Raw genomic sequence first — 20,966 nt, forward strand, 5'->3', positions numbered from 1 at the left:
TTCATGTGCTCGACTCTTTGGTAGGAGAAAAGACGGAAGCTACAAAACTTCGCGAAAAATCCGGGGGGCTAGCCCCCCGGATTTAAACTTTTCCCCCAGAATCGGGCACTTCAATTGTTAATTAGCCACGACGATCCTGAAAGTGGGGTATTAGTAAAAGTGATTGACCAGTTAACCTTCTGTGATAGAAATGGGCATAAAATCTACAACAAACTGGATGGAAAGGTCCGCATACATCATAAAAATAGCGCTTACAGTTATTAACTGATACTTAAGTTGTCAAATATTATGATAGATAAATTGAAAATAAGAAATGAGTATCAGGAATTAAAAAAAATATTTAAAACTATAGAGTCATTATATCGCAATATAAATTCATTAGAACCTGGTGTATATTTAATATCTGGTAAAGTAGCTGTAATGTATAGATATAGAAGACACTATAAAACACTTTTGTACACAAGGGGCAAAGGAATGAAAATATTAGTTCCAGTATTTAGTAAAAAAAGTGGAATTAGTAATGTCTTAAATAATGCACTATGCCGAGCTAACTCGAAATCAATTATTCTATTCAATAATATTCACAAAAGTGTAAGGCGTATTGAGAATGAACCCGTATATAATAAAAAATATATTGAATTACGCAATAAGTTACAAGAGTATTTATATCAACCAAAGTTTTATGTAAGTGATGATGAAAAACAAATATTAGAAAAGTGGTATTATGGAAAGACACTTGAGAACATACCTATAAGAAAACGTATACGTGAGGTTGAGAAAATTATCAATGATTTATTGTATATGAATGAAAAAGAAAAAAACAATAACATTACAGGTTATCTAAGTAAAAATGATTTGTGTGAATATAAAGCCTATTTTAAAAGAATCGGTATATGCATAAATGAAGCATATACTTTCATAAATAGATTTTCATTAGTACCAAGTCATGGTGATCTTGTTACTCGTCATGTGATAATAAATGATGGTAAGTATGTACTTATCGATTGGGATGCTGAGTTAGTCTCCATGAGGCCAGGATGGTATGATATCATGAGCCCATTTGAAAACGATGAAGAATTAAAGAAAGCATGGATCATTGGAGAGTTTGATAACCAAATAGAAAAAACTATAGAAATTGCAGGTGTAGGAAACAAAGAATCGATTAGAATGATAATGCCGCTTGCATGGTCAATATCATTCTGCAGACATCGTCCTTCGCCTAGCGATGAAGTTAGGAGAAGAACAATAAAAAATAATTTAAACGAATGGTATCGTATAATAAAAGATAATTCACACCAAGGGTTTCAATAGGGCTAAATAACATTCCAAGTACTCAAATATGTAAATATCATAATGGATAATATAGAAGGTAATGAAAGCTATGAAAAAAAAGAAAGATAAAAAGAAAGACATATGTCGAACATTTAAAAATGCGGTTTAATGCAAAAGTACGTGTTGTAGATTTTTCTCGGATGATCACAGGATATCAGGAAAAGGTTCTTTATGATTCGTCAGAATCTACAATGAGTTTATATGATAAAGAGAAAGAAGAATTAGAATCAATGCAATATCAGAAATTGAACTGGATCAATTTCGGGATACAAACGACTTAAAATCACTATCAGCCAGGGCGTTTCGGAAATGAATTTCAAACCATACAAAGATCACATAGAAAATTATTACAAAACGTATTCCCGCTATTATGACAAGTATCCTTATGCCATGATAATATTTGAATGGTTTATAAGGGTCCCGGATGAAGAGTATTCAAAGAGTAAACATTTTCTGGACCTGAAAAAATTTAACTATAAGCTCTATATACTTAGAAAGCTATTCAACTTCATCAGTTTGATCAGTATACTGGTAAAGAGCAAGCCGAAAGTAATATCAAACCTGCCAAGATTTTCATTTATTGATTCAAAATTGAGAGCCATTTGTCAGGAGAAGGGTTATACGTATTCAGGACGTTTAAACAATACATCTGACAAACCAGGGTTTAAAACCCTTATTTGCCTGTTGCTGCTTAAGAGATTCCCTTTTGAGGACACTCTTCTGTGCAGTATCAGGTTTTATTATTTATTCTCAAAAATTGCAGAGGATGGATTGCAAAAAACGCTTGACAATGATAGTCTTATGAACAGATTAAATATCTATGTCAAGAATGAGATTGATGCTTATTCCCGAAACCTTGAAAGAATAAATGTCCATAGTGTCTTTAGCCAGGGAGACAAAACCCCAAGACTGAGGGTTTTTTGTGAATCCGTTAAAAAGGCTCAGTCAAAATACATCGTAATAGCCCATGGCTATATAGTTCATCCGCACCTGGTATCTTTTTGTCCCGTACATGCAGATAAGCTGATTGTCTGGAATGTTAAACAACTGGAAGATCTTTCTGATGTGCTGCCAGATAGTGAGATTGCCAAGGTATTATATATTGGCTGGCCTAAAGAGAAAGTGAACCTTGTGCCTCCGGATCAGAGAGACTACAGAAAAGCTTTAATATTGCTGCGACCTTTAGAATATGAAAATAATAATTTATCAGAGAGTATAATAGAGGAATTAAAGAACAATAAGTTTAGTGTGACTGCCAAGATGCACCCCAAAGATTATAAGATAAAAGAGAATATCCGTTATATTAAGGAAAAGTTTAAAATAGATGTATCTGCATCTTCATATGAAGAAGAACTGATTGATTCCGATATTGTGCTAAGTTGTGTCAGTTCAGCGCTTGTGGAAGGTCTGGAAAACGGGGTTCCTTCTTTTCAACTTGAGGAGATGAAATGGTGGGATATGGATGAAGTCCCTGATATTTCTATAAATGAAATATCACGTTATTACAGCAAATACGAAAATTTTATAAAAGAAAATCATTTCTTCAACAATGATACTGATTTAAATAAGGAGATAAATAATTTGATATCAAATGACAATTGAGAGAGAATGGACGGCAAGGTATCAGTTATAGTACCCGTTTATAATCGTGAAAAATATCTTGAGAACAGCGTTTTAACAGCTGTCAACTTACCTGAAGTAAGTGAGGTTATTTTGATCGATGATGGTTCCAGGGATAACTCTCTGAATGTTTGTAAGAAACTTGAAAGCAAGTATGAAAAAATCAAGGTTATTGTTCATGATAATAACGTTAACAAAGGTACTTCGGCGTCAAGGAACGCTGGTATAAAACATGCCTCTGCTCCATTCATTGCCTTTCTGGATTCAGATGATATTTATCATCCGAACCGTTTTGAAAAAGCTCTGAAAATATTGAATAATGATGAAACCGTGGATGGTGTTTATGACTCATATACCGTCAGGTTTGAAAATGGTATGGAAGATATCAGAGGTATACGGGAAAAGATTCCTTACCACAAACTGTTTGAAGAACTTATTGCCGGCAAAAAAGGCAGAATTCATACAAATGCCATCACTTTAAAAAAAGAAGTATTTGATAAAAGCGGTTATTTCAAAGAAGATCTACGCTTGCAGGAGGATGTCGAATTATGGCTACGGATTGCCTGGCATTGCAAGCTGGTACCAGGCAACCTTGAGGAACCAGTTGCTACCGTCATACGGCATGATGAAAACTTGATGGATCAGACCAACTTCCATTCAAAAATCAAATATTATGAGTCCTCATTGAATTATTTTAAAAACAAGCAGATCAGTTTTAATTGTTATTGGTTGCTATGGCTCAAACTTGTAAAATTCAGGTTTAAAAATAAAAATATTGCCCAGTTTCTAAGTGGATTAATGTCTAATGATATGTTTTTTTTATTCCAAAGAATGAATAAGCAGGTGAAATGACCCTGTCTGTCTCTTCCAGTCAAAAAACCGCCTGGACTGTAAATAATAATATTTCAGTAAGAGGGTATGCTTATGAGGCTAACAACCAGTGTTTATCCGGGAAAAAATTAGCGAACTTTTTTACTGACTGCCTCACTCCGGAGCTTTTCAAGAACAAACTCAAACAATTAAACGGTTCTTTTGCTGTCATTATCCAGATAACCCCCCGGGAAATCTGGGCAGCTGCAGACCCTTTGCGATCTGTTCCCTTGTTTTACTACTTTGAAGGTGACCAGCTGAAAGTAGTCGACAAATACGATACGTTTACTAAAAATCCGGATCTGGATCCTGACTCAGTTAAGGAGTTTACCGGACTCTGTTATACCACTGGAAATAATACCCTTCTTCCGCACCTGCAGCAAATAGAAGCAGGCCAGCTGATTGCATCAGATGGCAGCATTGTCAGAAAAGAGTATTATTATCAGCATCTGCACAGGTACAGGAATCATTTTTCGAAAAATGAGCATTTCAAAAACCTGAATGATGTTTCATACAGTGTTTTCCAGAGAATGGCTGAATATTGCCGGGACAAAACCATAGTGCTGCCCCTTAGCGGTGGCTATGACAGCCGTTATATAATTGCATTTTGCAGGTATCTGGGAATAGATAATGTGATGTGCTTCACTTATGGCAAACCTGCAAGTTTTGAAGTTAAAGCTTCCCGGGAGGTTGCCCGTCAATTGGGTTACGACTGGCATTATGTGGAGTATAACAAAAACAAATGGCGCTTATTCCTGGACTCTGAAAAGGGATGGAAATATATGGACTATGTGTTCAATTTTTCTTCCGCTCCGCACTTCCAGGAATTTATAGCTTTGGATGAACTGCAAAAAGAGGGTGTAATTCCTGACGATGCCGTTTTCATACCGGGCTTTTCTGCGGACCTGCTTGCCGGAAGCCACCTCCCTGCAGAGTACTATGAAAACCGCCCTGATGATTTAATGAATAAAGATCTTGCAGGGTACATTATAGATCATAACTTTCGAACAGAACTGAATGCGCAGGCAAGAAAAAAAATAACAGAGCGAATTACAGCATCACTGCACCAGAAATCGCCTCATTCACCAGATGAGTTCGTCAGTCTGAATGAAGACTGGTTTACCCGGCATAAAGTAGCCAGATTTATTAATAACAGTCTGAAGATTTACGAGTTTTTTGGCTATGACTGGATGATACCGCTATGGGACAAAGAACTTATGGAGTATTGGTACGATGTTCCCAATGAACAAAGGGTTTTATCAGCTCTCTACAATGAATATCTGGAACAGGAAGTTTTTAAACCGCTGAAGATTCATGATATAGAGAAAGCGGACAAACCTTCGCCCAACAAACTCAGGAAGGTGATGAAAACGGTACTTCCCAAACGCCTCATACCATCCATGAGAAATTACATAAGGCAAATAAAAGGGGAGTCTGGCATGATAGATATTAATGCTTACAATGATTTATCAGACCTTGCGATTGAAAGGCTGAAGGGAAAGGGATTAAAGAAGAATGATTATCACTTTTCTACATTAGTAGCCATGCTATATTTGCAAAATAGAGCATTATGGTCACGTCCTGAATAAAAGCTGGTACCAGCTCAATCTGAATTTATTTATTGAATATTACTTACTATATGAAAATCGCCTATTTTTTTACCTGGAATGACGACCTCGAAAGCGGTGTAATGAAAAAGGTTCGCGATCAAGTCTCTTTCTGGGAAAGAGAAGGCCATCAAACGAAAATCTTGGTTTTAACTAACCGTAATTCGTTGCTTCATCAGAATTTTCATAATCTTGATGACACACCAAACATTTCGTGGCATTGCTTTGAATACGATGGCTTTATTGAAAGAAACAGGCAGTACGCGAATCTGCAAAAAGAAGTGATTGGCTTTAGCCCCGATATCGTTTATTTACGCAAATGCAAATTCTCTCCTGGTGCCTATCGTATTTTGAAACAATTTGTTTCCGTTATGGAGTTGAATGGAAAACCAAAACCATTCAGGATCAGGTTGGGACATATTTATGACTTGGTGACATTTCGAATAATTCTCAATGAAGTGCAAGGATTTGTTACGGTTGGCAATGAAATTAAAACTGCACCTATCTATGCTGCTCAAAAAAAATCAACAAAAGTAATCGGAAACAGCATAGATCAGTCGCGTTATCAACCTTTACCTCCGGCTGAAAAAAAAAAAGGATTAACGTTCGTATACATTGGCTCATCCGGCCAACCCTGGCAGGGAGTAGATAAGATTTTGAAAATTGGCAGAATGCGGCCTTCATGGCTTATACATATTATTGGCAGCAGGCCCGAAGAATTAGGAATTAAACCAAAAGAATTACCTAATGTAGTTTTCCATGGAAAAATGAACAGGGAAGAATACCTGAAAGTATTCAGGGAGTCCGATATTGCTCTTGCTACACTGGCACTTCACCGTAAGGCCATGGACGAAACATCAACTCTCAAAATACGCGAATATTTTACCTGCGGACTTCCTGTAATAACAGGTCATAAAGATCCGGACTTCACAGGCAATGAGCCTCATATCCTTATTATACCAAATTATGAAAAAAACGTAGTGGACCATATTGAGCAAATTGAGGCTTTTGCAAAAAAATGGAAGGGAAAAAGAGTGGACAGGAAGCTGGTGGAACATCTTGATGTCCGTTACAAAGAAAAAGAACGTCTGGACTTTTTTCAACAAATTTATGATTCCAGCCAAGCAGAAAAATCAGCTGTTTAAAATTGTCTTATCTGTCGCTTTTTACGGTACTGAGTATTTAAGAATAAGAGCAGGCTGCTGAAGCTATAGCGCATCAATGAATAATAAAGTAACTGAAATTTTCGGTATCGCCGGGTCAGGTAAAACAACTTATGCCTGTGATCAGCGTGAATATGAATTGCTGACACTGTCAAGATGGAAAAAAGCTGCCATTTATCTATGGGCTGTTTTTTCAGAAATGAATGTCCTGGCAAAGAGTGTAAAGGCTACAGGAAGCCTCAGGTATATCAGGGCTTTGAGTTTTGTTTTATATAAACTGAAAATGGTTTCCGTTTTCAAGAAAAAAAACAAAAACAATTACCTGTATGACCAGGGTCCCATATTCAACTATGTGCTGCTCAGAACATTAATTAACTACAGCAATCACTCCGGACTCCAAAAAGAACTGGACGAAATTTTCAACCGTATCAAAAACAATCTCGACGAGAGTATCTATCTCGAATGTGACCTGAAGGTAGCCATCGACAGAATATTTGAAAGGGAGAAAAATCACATTTATAAAAACATGAGTCGCAGCAAAGCTCTGAAAGATCTGGAGCTCTGGCAGCAGGAATATGACCGGGTCGCTGAGCTGCTGGCATCAAAAAGAATTCACGCAAATGACCAGGAGAGCGTCAGGCAATAACTTGCATTATCCGGAGCTTTTCTTCCATTTAAAAAGCACTCAGAGTCTATGAAGTCTGTCTATGTCGCAATGAGTGCTGACTTCATTCACCCGGGTCACCTCAATATTATCCATGAAGCAGCCAAACGTGGCAAATTGACCATCGGATTGCTGACTGATGAAGCCGTTGCCTCTTACAGAAGGCTGCCATACCTGGAATACGAGCACCGTAAAATCATCGTGGAAAGCATCAAAGGGGTGGAAAGTGTAGTCCCGCAGTATCAACTCGACTATCGTCCCAACCTCAGGGAGCTCAAACCCGATTATGTGGTTCACGGCGATGACTGGAGAGAGGGCCCGCAAAAACGGACACGCCAGCAAGTGATTGAAACACTGCAGGAGTGGGGGGGAGAACTGATCGAGCTGCCCTACACAAAAGAACTCTCTTCCACAAAGCTGTATGAGGCCATGATGGAGGTGGGCATTACACCTGATGTCCGCCTGAAACGGCTGCGCAGGCTGATTAACTCCAAGGATATTGTGCGCATCATGGAATCCCACAGCGGATTATCCGGCCTTATCGTGGAACACACCCATGTGGATGTCAATGGCATAGTTCAGGAATTCGACGGAATGTGGGCAAGCAGCCTGACCGATTCCGCACTCAAGGGCAAGCCCGACATCGAAGCGGTGGACATCAGTGCCAGATTGTCCAATATCAATGACCTTCTGGAAGTAACCACCAAGCCCATTATTTTCGACGGGGACACCGGTGGAAAAGTCGAACATCTCGGGTTTACAATCCGGACCCTCGAGCGCCTTGGTGTTTCGGCCATTATCATTGAGGACAAGGTCGGACCGAAAAAAAACTCGCTTTTCGGAACAGACGTGCCGCAGGAGCAGGACAGCATAGAAAATTTTTGCGAAAAAATAAGGGTGGGCAAAAAATCCCAGGTCACCGATGATTTCATGATCATCTCGCGCATTGAAAGCCTCATACTCAAAGCCGGCATGAATGATGCTCTGAAAAGGGCGCAGGCTTATATTGAGGCCGGGGCAGACGGCATCATGATCCATTCCAGGGAAAAGAGCCCCGATGAAATTTTTGAATTCTGCCGGCATTTCAGTGAGTTCGAACGCGATGTTCCTTTGATCGTGGTACCGTCAAGTTTCGATTCGGTGTATGAAGACGAACTGGCTGATGCCGGAGTCAACATGGTAATTTATGCGAATCAGCTTCTGCGCAGCGCTTATCCTGCCATGGTTGAAACAGCCAGAAGCATCCTTACCCACAAACGATCTTTTGAAGCCAGAGATAACATGATGTCGATCAAAGACATCATTCACCTGATACCCGGCGGTAAATAAATCCCGTATGATCCATTCGGGATGAAACCTCCCGTACATAATAAACCCTTGAGTAAATAGTAGTTTCATGCTGAGCATTATCATGTATCATTATGTCAGAGAGATTAAGCAGTCCCGCTATCCCAATATAAAAGGGCTTGAGGCGCATCTCTTTAAAAAACAACTCGATTACATTGAGCAAAATTACAGTGTGGTGACAGCAGAGCAGGTTATAGCATATTATAATGGCGCCGGTACGCTGCCGGAGAATGCGGCTTTGCTCACATTTGACGACGGGTACAGTGATCATTTCCAATACGTATATCCCATTCTTAAGAACAGAAAAATGCAGGGATCTTTTTTTGTCCCTGTCAAACCGGTTCAGGAAAACAGGGTTCTTGATGTAAATAAAATTCATCTTCTCCTTGAGGCGGTCCCGCCAAAAAAGCTGATTGCCGGAATCAAACGACTTCTTCCGGACTATCAAATGGAGCATGATGTGGCGGATTTCGAAGCCTACTATCAGGAACTGGCCAAACCCGGCAGATACGATACTGCCGAAGTGATCTTCATAAAGCGTCTTTTGCAGCACAAACTGCCCGATGACGTGAGGCTTGACCTTCTTTCACGGCTGTTCGAAACGTTCATATCCGTCCCGGAGCATGTCATTGCCAGGGAATTGTATATGACCGGCGATCAGTGCAAATGCCTGGTGGAAGACGGCATGCACGTGGGAGCGCACACCTGTGATCATTTGTGGCTGAACCAGATCAGTGATGACCGGCAGGATGAACAGTTCCGGAATAACGTATCTTTCCTGGAAAGCATTGGTGCGGACGCAGACACGTATACCATGGCCTATCCGTACGGCGCATATAACCGCAAAACGCTGGACTTGATGAATAAATACAACATGAAGCTGGGTTTTACCACGGAACCGATCGGAAATATCAACCTGAAAGAAACTCATCCATATGAACTGCCACGGCTGGATACCAATGACCTGCCCGTTCAGCAACATCCGGAATCATCCGTTTCCGCACGGAACTGATCTGATCTGTTTCCGGAGGCGGTCGCCGGTCCGGCATCATGTCATAAGTAAACAAAGCAAGTAATTAATTAATGAATAAGGAAGTAAAAGAAGTATATGTATGTATGGTTGCCGACATGCTTCATGCAGGGCACCTCAATATTATCAACGAAGCATCCAAACTCGGAAGCGTTACGTTGGGCCTGCTTACTGACGAGGCCGTAGCCACCTACAAGAGGGTTCCGCATCAAAGCTATGAGCAGCGGAAAGTGGTCCTGGAAAACCTGAAAGGTGTGGACCGGGTCGTCATACAGCACGAACTCGATTACCGGCCCAACCTGCGAAAATACAAACCTGATTACGTGGTTCACGGGGACGACTGGAAAGAGGGCCCTCTCAAAAAAACTCGTGAGCAAATCATAGATGCCCTCAAGGAGTGGGGCGGCGAGCTGGTCGAGGTGCCGTACACGAAAGGCATTTCATCAACTCAGCTCAACAATGTGATCGAGGAGATCGGCGTGACACCCGAAATGCGGCTCAACCGCTTTCAAAGGCTGCTGTCATCCAAAAAAATGGTGCGGATTATTGAAACACACAACGCACTTTCAGGCCTGATAGGTCAACATGTGCATGTTTCAGAGAATGGTGCCAGGAAGCAATTTGACGCGATGTGGATCAGCAGTAAAACCGACGCCATGCTCAATGGCCTTTCAGATGATGAGACCCGGGACATATCCTCACGCATTGCCTCCATCAACGAACTGCTCGATGTGACTACCAAACCGGTTGTCTTTGAAGGGAATGCCGCGTGGCCGCCGGGGCAGCTGAAATTTGCCGTCCGGTCCCTCGAAAGGCTGGGCGTGTCGGCGCTTGTAATCCGGGACGGACAGGAACGGCAAAGCTATTCCGGTCAGGACGATAACCTTGACCGGGACCAGCTGTCGGCCGGGACATTTTGTTCCATAATCACGTCGGCCAAATCCACCCGGATTACCGATAAATTCATGATCATCGCACGGATCGACAGTTTGCGTTTTGGAAAGGGAGTAAAGGATGCCGTTGACCGGGCAAAGGCATACATTAACGCCGGCGCGGACGCAATAATGATCCAGTCTGACGATGACGACGCAGACCAGATCCTGAAGTTCTGCAAGGCTTACAAAGCACTTGAACGCAGGGTAACCCTGATTGCAGCCCCTACGGGTTGTGATACGGTATACGAGAAGGAACTTTCCGAAGCAGGGGTGAACATCGTCCTTTACGACAATCAACTGCTGCGAAGCGCGCTCCCCGCCATGATGGAAACCGCCAGAAAAATTCTGACGCACGAGCGCTCATTTGAAGCAAGGGAAAGAATGATGACGGTCAGGGATTTTAACCACCTGATACCCGAAATACGGAAGAAATGATACCTAACGAGCCCTTTTTAAAAACTTTGCAGGATCTGGGTATCGATTTTTTTGCCGGTGTTCCCGATTCGCTCCTGAAACATATCTGCGCATGCATATACGATAACGTGGATGCCGGCCGGCAAGTCATAACAGCCAATGAGGGCGGCGCGGTTGCACTGGCCGCAGGCTATCATCTGGCGACGGGGAAAATCCCTCTGGTCTACATGCAAAACTCCGGACTGGGCAACAGCATCAACCCGCTTCTTTCCCTGGCCGATCCCGAAGTATACAGCATCCCCATGCTGCTGCTTGTCGGATGGCGCGGTGAGCCCGGTGTGCCTGACGAACCTCAGCATGTCAAGCAGGGAAGAGTGCAAGGAAGTCTGCTGGATGCCATGGAAATTCCATACGAAACCATCGGACCGGATTCGGACAATTATGCCGAAATAGTTCGCAGCCTGATCGAAAAAGCAGATTCAGAAAAGCGTCCTGCAGCACTGGTTGTCCGACGCGGAACCTTTGAGCCCTATGTCCGGAATCAGGATAAGCAGGAAAGCCACACCCTGACGCGCAGAGAGGCTCTTGATGTCCTTGTTCAGTCCCTCGATGATCAGGACATTGTCGTATCTACTACCGGGATGCAATCCAGGGAGATTTTTGACATACGCGCTGAGACTCAAACGGGGCACCACCGGGATTTCCTTACCGTCGGGTCCATGGGACACTGCTCCCAGATTGCACTGGGCATTGCCCTGAAAAACAGATTCCGTAATGTCTACTGTTTCGATGGAGACGGTTCCGTTCTGATGCACATGGGATCACTTGCCATCATTGGAAATAACGCACCCCGGAATTTCAGGCATGTCGTCATAAACAACGGGGCGCATGACTCGGTTGGAGGGCAGCCAACGGTCGGGTTTTCGATTGATATTCCGGCCATCGCAACAGCATGCGGATACCGTGAGTGCCGCCGGGCGGATGACCGTGCCGGATTGATTGAAAACCTGGACTGGCTCAAAAGCACGGCGGGTCCCGTACTTCTGGAAGTGCGTGTCCACAAAGGTGTGCAGAAGGAGCCGGGCCGGCCCACCCGGAAACCGGTGGAGAACAAGACCGACTTTATGAACAATTTAAAATCTGCAGGTAAGCTGAATGTATAACCTGGGTTATAACGACCTGAAAATTTTAAAGCTGACAGACAAGTATATCCTCAAGGACCGCATTGCCTGGATTGATCAGGGGTCGCTGCTGGGGCTCGTCAGGGATGGTAAATTCATTGAGTGGGATGATGATATAGACATCACATGCATGTACGACAAAAAGCCGGAACTGAGCATGTCAGATCTGAAGCTGCTTTTGGAGCATGACTACATCGTGCTGACTTCAAAATATGATTACACGCTCAAAAAACTCTCCCTCGGCAAAAGTTTGAAAAAAGTAGACCTGACTTTCATCTACAAAAAGAAGAACAAATATTATAAATCGTATTCCGATTACAAGAATCAGAACATTATTGCGAAAATTTTTGAGAAAACGATCAAGGAGTCCTTCCAGCTGCTGTGCAAACTGAAGCGGCCGGGCCCGAGACTGGCAGGATGGATGCTGGTGAACTCCCTGACGCACTTCTACCGGAGCTATGTCATGAAGACGGTAGATATGCTATGTCCGGAATGGCAGTTTGATCTGGAAATGGTCCCGATGCACGAGGGCTTCAGCTCCATCTGTATGTACAAGCAGCCTGAAAAGTATCTGGAGTACAAATTCGGCCCGGACTGGAAAACCCCGAAGCGGGAATGGGATTATACTACAGAAGATGGCGGTCTTAAAAGCGGAGTGACAGATGGGCAGCCCTGAAAAAACAAGAATCGGCCATTTGGTCATCATAACGGGACCAACATCATCCGGCAAAAGTACACTGCTGGCATCCATGAGAAACGGAGAGTTGAATGAAAAGCTCAAATCACTGTTGCCGGCCGGTGCCGCCGCCTGGGAGGAGTATCCATGCAGTGCCTTTGATGGCAGCGTGAAGCTTGACGAATCCAAAGAAGGAATGGTTCTTCATTATGATATTATGAGGCCTTTCAAGAAATTTCTGGATAGTTATGAAGATGACCTGGCTTCCGGTCTTATGGATCTTGCTGATAACGTGACCATTGTCTTCATCAAACCCGACAGGGATGTACTTCTCCGACAACTGCAGGAGGGGGAGTTCAAAGGCGGAAAAGTCGAAACGGGCAAGGGCGCGATGTATCTCAGAAGTCTGCTCACCAGATCAATGCGGGTAATACCGTCATCAGTCCGGCAGTTTGTGAAAAACGTATTGGTACCCGGCCAGAGGAAATCCATCACGGACTTTAATAAAATCCTGTACTTCAGGTATCAGGAATCCGGCTGGCTGGAAAACTGGTATGACAAATTTGAAGCCTTTATTGCACGTAAAAAGGAAAACGGAACCCGAATCCGCATTTTCTTTGTCAAACCCGGCACAGCCGGTAGAAAAAACTGGGTTTTGATCGAGTAAGAGGCCTGCCTTCAGAGCGTAATGAAACTGTTGATTCTTGATAACGAAATCATCCGAAGGGGCGCACAGATGTTCGGCCAGCATTTCAAAAAACAGCTGAATGATACCGGGCATGTTTGCAAAAGGGTTTTTCTGTACAGCCCCGAAGATGAGACGTCCCTTTTGCCGCTTGATGACGATGACCGTTTGCTTAAGGGGGACAAGAGCAATTTTCTTGAAATCATCCCGTCTTTTCAGCCCTGGCTGTGCCGGCTTATCGCCGGTCATATCCATGCCTTCGATCCGGACGTGGTATTGCTGAACGGGGCAAGATCGGTCAAGTACGGCAGCATTGTCAAACGGTTTTATTACCGGGGAAATGCTCCCTTTGTCGTACGGGTCATTGACAGCGTTGTATACTGGAACCGGTCCATGGTCCGGCAGTGGTACAGCCGACATGTTATTACACCACAGATTGAAGGTGCCGTCGGTGTTGGTGCAAAAGCGCTGCAGGATTACAGAAGCCTGTACAGGTACAATGGACCCGGCGTATCCATCCCGAGGTCATTTGATTTTCAGAGCTTCTCAAATGACAAAACCCGGAATCAAATCCGCAAAAGATTTCAGGCGGCTCCTTCCGAAAAAATCGTTCTTTTTTTGGGCAATATTACCAGGCAAAAACGGCCTGACCGGTTTCTTCGGGTATTTGCTGAAGTAAGGAAGTACATTCCCGAAGCGGTGGCCTGGGTTGTCGGTGACGGGGAGCTTGGAGCAGAAATGCAGCGTCAGGTATCCGAACTTGGCCTGGGCGGTTCCGTCCGATTTTTTGGCTATCAGAGTGACGTGGAACCATTTATTGTTGCCTCTGATGTATTGTTGATATCAAGCGATTCCGAAGGGGTGCCCGGCTCCGCAGTGGAAGCACATTATCTTGAAAGGCCGGTTGTTGCAACAAATGCCGGAGATGTGGCCATGGTGGTGCAGAATGATGTCAGCGGCTACATCAATGAAATAGATGACGAAACCGGATTGGAAGTGAATGTGGTTGATCTGCTGTCCCGCCCCGATAAAGCGGAGCGATTTGGAAAGCAGGGAAAGGCGCATGTGGTTGCCAATTTTAACCTGGCCGATATAACGGAAAGATATCTTGCCTTTTTTGATGACATCATCCGGAACAAGCAAAGGCAGGGGCAAGATGCATATTAATTTTGTTGTAAAGGGTGATGATTATCACCGGTTTCCGGTTGATCCTGATAAAGACTGGCAATTTTTTACAAAGACCAACATGATATGGTCTTACCTGACCTGTCTGCGTTTGAAAAAATTCGGTTATCCCGATATTGGATATTCCAATAACATTGTATCAGGTGCTGTCAACGTCGGCACCGCTTCCGCCATGGGGATCGCCGGGTTCCATTATACTCCTGATTACAAAAAGACAGTTTATGTGGTGATCAGGGCCGATAAGTATTATGCTTCATCAAAACACTTGTCGGTTGTTCAAAGTCCTGAACACTCCCTTAAATACAGAAACTCGTACTACATTACCCACTGGCCGCAACCCGGACTGTTAAAAAGAAAGAAAACCGGGCATGGGGTGAAAAAAATCGGAATGGCCGGCATACCGAAACACTATGCCGTGTCCCGGTACCAGGAAAGATTCCGGAAGGACATGGCCGACAGGGGCATTGAAATAGTTCATCTTGACAGATCCCGCTGGCATGACTATTCGGATATTGACATTGTGCTGGCAGTCAGGGAGTTCAACAAGGACATCATCACGCATAAACCGGCTTCAAAACTGATTAACGGCTGGAAGGCCAAAGTGCCGGTGATTTGCAATCCGGAATCAACGTATCGGTGGATCGGAAGCAGGGGCGAAGACTTTCTTGAAGTGGAAAACTATGAACAGTTGATTGATGCCATCGATTTATTGAGCAGTGACAGAGGGCGCTACCTTGATATTGTTGAAAAAGGAGCAAAAAAAGGGGAAGTCTACACCAATGAAAAAGTGTGTCTCGAGTGGGTCGAATTGTTCGATGGAATTCGAAAAGAGAGCATTACCGTAGCGAAGCCGGCGCATATCAGTATGAAAAAAACAGGTTTCCGGTTCGAAGAAGTAATACATGACGCACTGAAGTATTTTCGAAAAAAAGGAATTTATAAAAAGTAGTTTACAATGTATGATATTGTAGTAACATGGTCGATCATCCTGGTGGCGGCCTTCCTGACCCACTTGTTCACAAGCGCAGACTCGCAGCTCAGAAAGGTGCTCTACATTGCCTTGCTGGCTCGTGTTTTATTGATGGTGATCGATGTGTACATCTACTCCGGCTTGCCGTACCTGACCGCCGCGGATGCCAGCAGGTTCCAGGGCAGGGCCATTGCCATGTACCAGACGTTCACCCTGCAGGAGCTCCTGTCCCCGCCATATCCGAGCGGATCCGGCCTCTATTCCTACATGATGGCCATTTTTTATTCCCTTTTCGGGACGGATAACAGTGCGATTATCAGGTCGATAAATATCCTTGCCGGAGTATTTACAGTATATAATGCATACCATATTTCCAGTTTGTTATGGACCAGGAAGATTGCACTGCAGAATGCCATGATACTGGCCATATTCCCTCTGCTGGTGGTCTATGCACAAAACCCCATACGTGAATCCTTCGTTGTTTACTTTCTTACGCTCGGTTTTATGTACTTCGTGTCATGGTACAAATTCAAAAGGCCGCACTATCTGGTTTTGGCCATTTTCGGATTTGCACTGAGTACCGCGCTGCACATGGCCGCCCTTATGGCGCTGCTCGCCCTGGTCATCTACAATCTCTGGGTCATGGCCAATTCCATGCTCACGGGAAAGGTCTACATGCTCATCCATACGTTCTTTGCCGTGGCGATTGCCATAATGGGGCTTTATTACCTGAACACAACAGGGTGGGGATTAGGTACCATTGGAGGCGAGGGTGCCATAGGTCAATTTGGTGTAGAGGAGCTTATCGAAGAAAGAGGAGGCGACAGGAGGGCGGGCCGGGCTGCCTACCTGACCGGCATGACCGCAGGTAATCCGGCCGATGTCGTCTGGCAGACACCGGTCAGGTCCATCTATTTCCTGTTCTCACCTTTTCCCTGGATGATGAACTCGGTATGGGACTTGGTTGGTTTGTTTGATGCCCTGCTCTATATCTTCTTGTTCTGGGGCATCTACAAATCATTTCCGCTGATCAGGAAAGATCCGGTCAAGATGTCTGTGTTTTTCATGCTGATAGGTATGATCATTGCGTTTGCATGGGGAGTGACCAATTTTGGTACCGGAATGCGCCACAGAGCCAAGATTGTGCCCATAATCATTTGCCTTGCCCCCCATTTTTATCCACTGCGAAAAGTGGTGTATGACAAGGTCAGGGACTCCGCAAGCGTAGTTTGGATTTCGAAGCGTTTGCGTCCCTGATTGTCCGTAACCCGAACCGGGTGGTTATGGTTCAGATTATGTCTATACAGGATGTTGTGAAGTAAATAATGAAGAAAATCAAGGAAAAGCTTTCACATCTGAACAAGCACGTTATTTACAGAAAATTCAGTTTCCTTTCTGTGATTAACAACACTGCTCTTCCCGTCGACCCGGAAGCAAAATTTGTGGTATCAATTGCCAGCTATCCGAAGCGAAGCCATCTTCTTCCCGCCATTTTTGAAGCCTTGAGCAGGCAAACAGTATTGCCTGCAAAATGGATTCTGGTGCTATCTGAAGAAGAATGGCCGGATTTGATTCTGCCCGAATACATTCAAAAGCTGGTTCGGCGAAATCTGGAAATAATCTGGGTGAAAAATAACACCTATGCGGTCAAAAAATTATTGCCGGTAATGGAGAAGTATCCGGACTATGGAGTGATAGCACTTGATGATGATCAAATTTATCACCCCGGTGTTATAGCCAATCTGATACAAAACGAATATGCCCGTAAATCATACATTACCGGACATATCGGGATGGTATTGCATAAAAAAGGCCAGTCACTGAATATGATGTACCGGGAAAATGAACGGGCGGATGAAAAAACACCATCGCAGCAAGTTTATTTCATCGGATGGGGGGGAGTTTATTACCCGCCGGCTTCACTGGATAAGAGGGCCTTTGATATGAATGCCATAAATAAAATTGTTCCGGGCCGCGGATCGGATATATGGTTCTGGGCAGCAGCGCTTGCCAATGGTACAAGACAGGTTTGTGTAAGAATACCGAAGAAACTCGTAAGTACAAATATTCCTCTGAACTCTGTAACAGCACCAAAGGAATGGCTCGATAACGATCAGACGGAAGTGCGCTTTCAAAAGGCAATTGATCATTTTGATATCAGGAAAAAACTCCTGGAAGAATTGCCCGACCGGGGATAACCATATCTGCACACAAACAAACACCTGAACATTACATGAAGAAATCACTGCCTGAAGGAAAGCAACCGGTCCTTGTACTGGGGTCCAAAGAGGATTCCATGCTGCCGGATATCAGACCTGTACATATCTATGCCGCCAATGCGGCGGCTCTTAAAGCAAAACCGTATCGGGAATTGAATCCCGATGTGCAGCTCACCTGTGTCGTATCCGGAAAAACCGTTCTCGAAGAATACTTTCAAAATGTCATCAGGGAAGCCAAACCCAACAGATTAATCACAAAAAACCCGTGTCCCTACCCGTTGGAAGAGCTGTTTCCTGAATTCATGAATAACGGAGTGCGGATGGAAAGAATGAAAAGAAAGGATTCATATATTCTCCAGCACGCTTTATTCGGTCGAAGGACCTACTGGGCTGAATGGCTTAAACTTACATCATTGCAAAAAATCAAGCACCCGGGAAGGGCTGTAAGAATAGTATATAACCTGGTGAAGGAAAAATATCCGACAGGCGCCTCATCCGGACTGTTTTGTGTAATCAAGGCACTGAGCGAATACCCCGGGCATCCAATTGTAATGAGTGGCATAAGTTTGCAGGGCGGAGGACACTTCGATCAGGTTGATTATTTCACATCATCTCGTGGCAAAATCGACCGGTACCTCTTCAGGTCACTGCCTGATCATGTGAAAAAGAATCTGTTCACAGTTGACTCTTTGATGACTGAAAACGGCGGAGTTCAGCCGGCTGATGTGACCCCGTTAAACCATAAATTCGAATATAATTCAGATACCTGAATAATTAATACTCTTGAATAAATTTTTCAAAGAATGAACAGGGCATTGGTTACAGGCGCAGATGGTTTTATCGGTTCTCACTTGACAGAGCTTCTGCTGGAGAAAGGATTCAGGGTCAGAGCGCTTTCATACTACAACTCGTTCAACTTCTGGGGCTGGCTGGAAGATGTCCGGGATCACCCTGACCTGGAAATTATCAGCGGAGATATCCGTGATCCGCATTTTGTAAAGCATTGTCTCAAGGATATGGATGTCGTTTTCCATCTGGCATCATTGATCGCAATTCCATATTCCTACATCGCACCCGACAGTTATGTTGATACCAATGTCAGGGGCACCCTGAATGTATGTCAGGCGGCCAAAGAGCTTGGCGGCATCCGGGTATTGAGTACTTCCACCTCAGAAGTTTACGGTACGGCACGGTATGTTCCGATTGATGAAGATCATCCCAGGCAGCCGCAATCACCATACTCAGCTTCAAAAATTGCAGCCGATGCCATGGCGATGAGTTTTTACACATCCTTTGATTTGCCGGTCACCATTGTCAGGCCGTTCAATACCTATGGCCCGCGTCAATCGGCGCGCGCCATCATTCCGACCATCATCACCCAGATAGTCGCCGGTGAGAAAAGCATTAAACTGGGCGATGTATCCCCGACAAGGGACTTTAATTTTGTTAAAGACGTTGTGCGCGGATTCCTGGCCGTGGCTGCATCCGGCAAGACCATTGGAGAGGAGATCAATATTGCATCCAATTCTGAAATATCAATGGCTGACACGCTGGCACTCATAAAAAGTATCATGAAAAGCGATGTGCAGTTCATAACAGATGAGCAGCGTATCAGACCTGAAAAATCTGAAGTGTTCAGACTTTGGGGCGACAACAAAAAGATCACAAATTTGACAGACTGGGAGCCGGCCTGCTCTTTGGAAGCCGGACTGGAAGAGACGGTTTCATGGTACACAAACCCTCATAATCTGCAAAAGTTCAAATCGGCGATCTATAATATTTAGAGCTTTTGACAAGCCCCCGCAACCCTGGAACTACTTAGCTCATTGGAACCCGGATTTACGACATACTGCAAAAAAGTAACGGAATTTATACGTAATGTGTACGGAGATCCGGAACAGCCCGAAGCATTCATCCCGCTTCACGCGCCGGTCTTCAGGGGCAACGAAAAAAAGTACCTGGAAAAGTGCATCGACAGCACATTTGTTTCCAGTGTCGGGGCCTATGTGGACGAATTCGAAGGCCGGATGACAGAATATACCGGATCCGCTCAAGCGGTGGCATGCGTCAACGGCACAAGCGCTTTGCACCTGGCGCTCCGGTTGTGCGGTGCAGATCGCGAAACCGAGGTGATTACCCAGCCGCTTACTTTTGTAGCCACAGCCAATGCCATTCGGTACTGCGGGGCGGAGCCCGTATTTCTGGATGTCGATCGCGAAACCATGGGATTGTCACCCGATGCATTGCGCAACTGGCTGAAAAATCATGCAGAGATAACAAGCATCAGCGACTGGAACGAACCGACATGCATCAACAAATCGACCGGACGGCGGATTGCCGCCTGCGTACCCATGCATGCCTATGGGCATCCGTGCCGGATCGATGACATTGTCCGCATTTGCGAAGAGTATCATATACCGCTGGTCGAAGACGCGGCCGAGAGCGTGGGCAGTTTCTTCCGGGAGAGGCACACCGGCACGTTCGGAGATATTGGTGTGCTCAGCTTTAACGGCAACAAGGTGATCACGGCAGGCGGGGGCGGGATGCTCCTTTTCCGGGACAAGGAAATGGCCGGCCGGGCAAAGCACCTGTCCACACAGGCCAGGGTTCCCCACAAATGGGAGTTTATCCATGATCAGACCGGATACAACTACCGGATGCCCAATGTCAATGCCGCCCTCGGACTGGCCCAGCTCGAGCAACTTCCCCGGTTTCTGCGTGAAAAACGGCGCATTGCAGAACAGTACAGGGAATTCTTTGCCGGCTCAGACACAAATGGTCAGGCAGCAGGGGATGCATCCATCATCTTCATGACCGAGCCCGAACATGCACACTCGAATTACTGGCTGAACACCATCATGCTCCCCGGCAAACCGGCCCGGGATGAATTTCTTGCTTACACCAACGACCAGGGTATTATGACCCGTCCGGCATGGCGCCTGATGAACGAGCTGGAAATGTACCGTTCCTGCCAAACGGACCGGCTTGACAATGCAAGAGACCTGGCTGACCGGCTTGTGAATATTCCAAGCTCCGTTCCGGGAAACATATTATGATTTTATACGGCA

At 44.6% G+C, this 20,966-nt stretch carries 19 protein-coding genes; all 19 read left to right on the plus strand.

The genetic code is table 11. From position 1 onward, the window contains the following. Positions 1 to 288: 288 nt before the first annotated feature. The 19 genes from NATSA_RS14760 to NATSA_RS14850 all read left to right on the plus strand — a co-directional run bounded on the left by NATSA_RS14760 (position 289) and on the right by NATSA_RS14850 (position 20,954). A complete protein-coding gene (locus tag NATSA_RS14760) occupies positions 289 to 1,311 on the plus strand; it encodes a hypothetical protein (RefSeq protein ID WP_210513388.1) in 1,023 nt (340 codons plus the stop codon). 330 nt (positions 1,312 to 1,641) lie between these two features. Next, a complete protein-coding gene (locus NATSA_RS14765) occupies positions 1,642 to 2,934 on the plus strand; it encodes a hypothetical protein (RefSeq protein WP_210513389.1) in 1,293 nt (430 codons plus the stop codon). Between the two features lie 6 nt (positions 2,935 to 2,940). Next, the gene (locus NATSA_RS14770; RefSeq protein WP_210513390.1) at positions 2,941 to 3,804 is read left to right on the plus strand and encodes a glycosyltransferase family 2 protein; all 864 of its coding nucleotides are present in this window, start codon (positions 2,941 to 2,943) and stop codon (positions 3,802 to 3,804) included. Positions 3,805 to 4,037: 233 nt separating this feature from the next. Further along, positions 4,038 to 5,411, plus strand: a complete 1,374-nt coding sequence (locus NATSA_RS14775; protein ID WP_210513391.1) for an asparagine synthase C-terminal domain-containing protein — start codon at positions 4,038 to 4,040, stop codon at positions 5,409 to 5,411. 50 nt (positions 5,412 to 5,461) lie between these two features. Then, positions 5,462 to 6,574 carry a glycosyltransferase gene (locus tag NATSA_RS14780; protein ID WP_210513392.1) on the plus strand — a complete coding sequence of 371 codons (1,113 nt, stop codon included), beginning with the start codon at positions 5,462 to 5,464 and terminating at the stop codon, positions 6,572 to 6,574. Positions 6,575 to 6,650: 76 nt separating this feature from the next. Continuing rightward, positions 6,651 to 7,238: a hypothetical protein gene (locus NATSA_RS14785; protein ID WP_210513393.1), complete on the plus strand. Its 588-nt coding sequence runs from the start codon at positions 6,651 to 6,653 to the stop codon at positions 7,236 to 7,238. Positions 7,239 to 7,286: 48 nt separating this feature from the next. Beyond that, entirely contained in the window at positions 7,287 to 8,585 is a 1,299-nt protein-coding gene (aepX, locus tag NATSA_RS14790) for a phosphoenolpyruvate mutase (protein WP_210513394.1), read from the plus strand. 67 nt (positions 8,586 to 8,652) lie between these two features. After that, on the plus strand, positions 8,653 to 9,615 hold the full coding sequence (locus NATSA_RS14795; protein WP_210513395.1) for a polysaccharide deacetylase family protein: 963 nt from the start codon (positions 8,653 to 8,655) through the stop codon (positions 9,613 to 9,615). A 71-nt stretch (positions 9,616 to 9,686) separates the two neighbouring features. After that, entirely contained in the window at positions 9,687 to 11,003 is a 1,317-nt protein-coding gene (locus NATSA_RS14800) for an isocitrate lyase/phosphoenolpyruvate mutase family protein (protein ID WP_210513396.1), read from the plus strand. Beyond that, positions 11,000 to 12,145, plus strand: coding sequence for a phosphonopyruvate decarboxylase (gene aepY, locus NATSA_RS14805; protein ID WP_210513397.1), 1,146 nt, complete (start codon positions 11,000 to 11,002; stop codon positions 12,143 to 12,145). The genes NATSA_RS14800 and aepY overlap by 4 nt, the downstream gene beginning before the upstream one ends. Next, the gene (locus NATSA_RS14810; protein ID WP_210513398.1) at positions 12,138 to 12,839 is read left to right on the plus strand and encodes a LicD family protein; all 702 of its coding nucleotides are present in this window, start codon (positions 12,138 to 12,140) and stop codon (positions 12,837 to 12,839) included. The genes aepY and NATSA_RS14810 overlap by 8 nt, the downstream gene beginning before the upstream one ends. After that, positions 12,826 to 13,506: a P-loop NTPase family protein gene (locus NATSA_RS14815; protein WP_210513399.1), complete on the plus strand. Its 681-nt coding sequence runs from the start codon at positions 12,826 to 12,828 to the stop codon at positions 13,504 to 13,506. The genes NATSA_RS14810 and NATSA_RS14815 overlap by 14 nt, the downstream gene beginning before the upstream one ends. A 21-nt stretch (positions 13,507 to 13,527) precedes the next feature. Then, on the plus strand, positions 13,528 to 14,691 hold the full coding sequence (locus NATSA_RS14820) for a glycosyltransferase family 4 protein (RefSeq protein ID WP_210513400.1): 1,164 nt from the start codon (positions 13,528 to 13,530) through the stop codon (positions 14,689 to 14,691). After that, the gene (locus tag NATSA_RS14825) at positions 14,681 to 15,658 is read left to right on the plus strand and encodes a hypothetical protein (protein ID WP_210513401.1); all 978 of its coding nucleotides are present in this window, start codon (positions 14,681 to 14,683) and stop codon (positions 15,656 to 15,658) included. The genes NATSA_RS14820 and NATSA_RS14825 overlap by 11 nt, the downstream gene beginning before the upstream one ends. 6 nt (positions 15,659 to 15,664) lie before the next feature. After that, a complete protein-coding gene (locus tag NATSA_RS14830; protein WP_210513402.1) occupies positions 15,665 to 16,936 on the plus strand; it encodes a glycosyltransferase family 39 protein in 1,272 nt (423 codons plus the stop codon). A 68-nt stretch (positions 16,937 to 17,004) separates the two neighbouring features. After that, complete coding sequence (locus NATSA_RS14835) at positions 17,005 to 17,877, plus strand: hypothetical protein (protein ID WP_210513403.1); 873 nt, start codon at positions 17,005 to 17,007, stop codon at positions 17,875 to 17,877. 35 nt (positions 17,878 to 17,912) lie between these two features. Next, positions 17,913 to 18,668: a hypothetical protein gene (locus tag NATSA_RS14840; protein WP_210513404.1), complete on the plus strand. Its 756-nt coding sequence runs from the start codon at positions 17,913 to 17,915 to the stop codon at positions 18,666 to 18,668. A gap of 33 nt (positions 18,669 to 18,701) precedes the next feature. Further along, entirely contained in the window at positions 18,702 to 19,682 is a 981-nt protein-coding gene (locus NATSA_RS14845) for an NAD-dependent 4,6-dehydratase LegB (protein WP_210513405.1), read from the plus strand. 96 nt (positions 19,683 to 19,778) lie between these two features. Further along, positions 19,779 to 20,954 carry a LegC family aminotransferase gene (locus tag NATSA_RS14850; RefSeq protein ID WP_210513406.1) on the plus strand — a complete coding sequence of 392 codons (1,176 nt, stop codon included), beginning with the start codon at positions 19,779 to 19,781 and terminating at the stop codon, positions 20,952 to 20,954. Positions 20,955 to 20,966 lie beyond the last annotated feature (12 nt).

This window comes from Natronogracilivirga saccharolytica, from assembly GCF_017921895.1.
In the GTDB taxonomy this organism is placed as follows: Bacteria; Bacteroidota; Rhodothermia; order Balneolales; family Natronogracilivirgulaceae; genus Natronogracilivirga; species Natronogracilivirga saccharolytica.

What these genes read in the sequence shown, in the direction of transcription:
- NATSA_RS14780 (WP_210513392.1), top strand. Translation starts at nt 5,462, where the DNA reads ATGAAAATCGCCTATTTTTTTACCTGGAATGACGACCTCGAAAGCGGT.
- NATSA_RS14810 (WP_210513398.1), top strand. Translation starts at nt 12,138, where the DNA reads ATGTATAACCTGGGTTATAACGACCTGAAAATTTTAAAGCTGACAGAC.
- NATSA_RS14770 (WP_210513390.1), top strand. Translation starts at nt 2,941, where the DNA reads ATGGACGGCAAGGTATCAGTTATAGTACCCGTTTATAATCGTGAAAAA.
- NATSA_RS14795 (WP_210513395.1), top strand. Translation starts at nt 8,653, where the DNA reads ATGCTGAGCATTATCATGTATCATTATGTCAGAGAGATTAAGCAGTCC.
- NATSA_RS14840 (WP_210513404.1), top strand. Translation starts at nt 17,913, where the DNA reads ATGAAGAAATCACTGCCTGAAGGAAAGCAACCGGTCCTTGTACTGGGG.
- aepY (WP_210513397.1), top strand. Translation starts at nt 11,000, where the DNA reads ATGATACCTAACGAGCCCTTTTTAAAAACTTTGCAGGATCTGGGTATC.
- NATSA_RS14845 (WP_210513405.1), top strand. Translation starts at nt 18,702, where the DNA reads ATGAACAGGGCATTGGTTACAGGCGCAGATGGTTTTATCGGTTCTCAC.
- NATSA_RS14835 (WP_210513403.1), top strand. Translation starts at nt 17,005, where the DNA reads ATGAAGAAAATCAAGGAAAAGCTTTCACATCTGAACAAGCACGTTATT.
- NATSA_RS14815 (WP_210513399.1), top strand. Translation starts at nt 12,826, where the DNA reads ATGGGCAGCCCTGAAAAAACAAGAATCGGCCATTTGGTCATCATAACG.
- NATSA_RS14820 (WP_210513400.1), top strand. Translation starts at nt 13,528, where the DNA reads ATGAAACTGTTGATTCTTGATAACGAAATCATCCGAAGGGGCGCACAG.
- NATSA_RS14800 (WP_210513396.1), top strand. Translation starts at nt 9,687, where the DNA reads ATGAATAAGGAAGTAAAAGAAGTATATGTATGTATGGTTGCCGACATG.
- NATSA_RS14830 (WP_210513402.1), top strand. Translation starts at nt 15,665, where the DNA reads ATGTATGATATTGTAGTAACATGGTCGATCATCCTGGTGGCGGCCTTC.
- NATSA_RS14825 (WP_210513401.1), top strand. Translation starts at nt 14,681, where the DNA reads ATGCATATTAATTTTGTTGTAAAGGGTGATGATTATCACCGGTTTCCG.
- NATSA_RS14785 (WP_210513393.1), top strand. Translation starts at nt 6,651, where the DNA reads ATGAATAATAAAGTAACTGAAATTTTCGGTATCGCCGGGTCAGGTAAA.
- NATSA_RS14760 (WP_210513388.1), top strand. Translation starts at nt 289, where the DNA reads ATGATAGATAAATTGAAAATAAGAAATGAGTATCAGGAATTAAAAAAA.
- NATSA_RS14765 (WP_210513389.1), top strand. Translation starts at nt 1,642, where the DNA reads ATGAATTTCAAACCATACAAAGATCACATAGAAAATTATTACAAAACG.
- aepX (WP_210513394.1), top strand. Translation starts at nt 7,287, where the DNA reads ATGAAGTCTGTCTATGTCGCAATGAGTGCTGACTTCATTCACCCGGGT.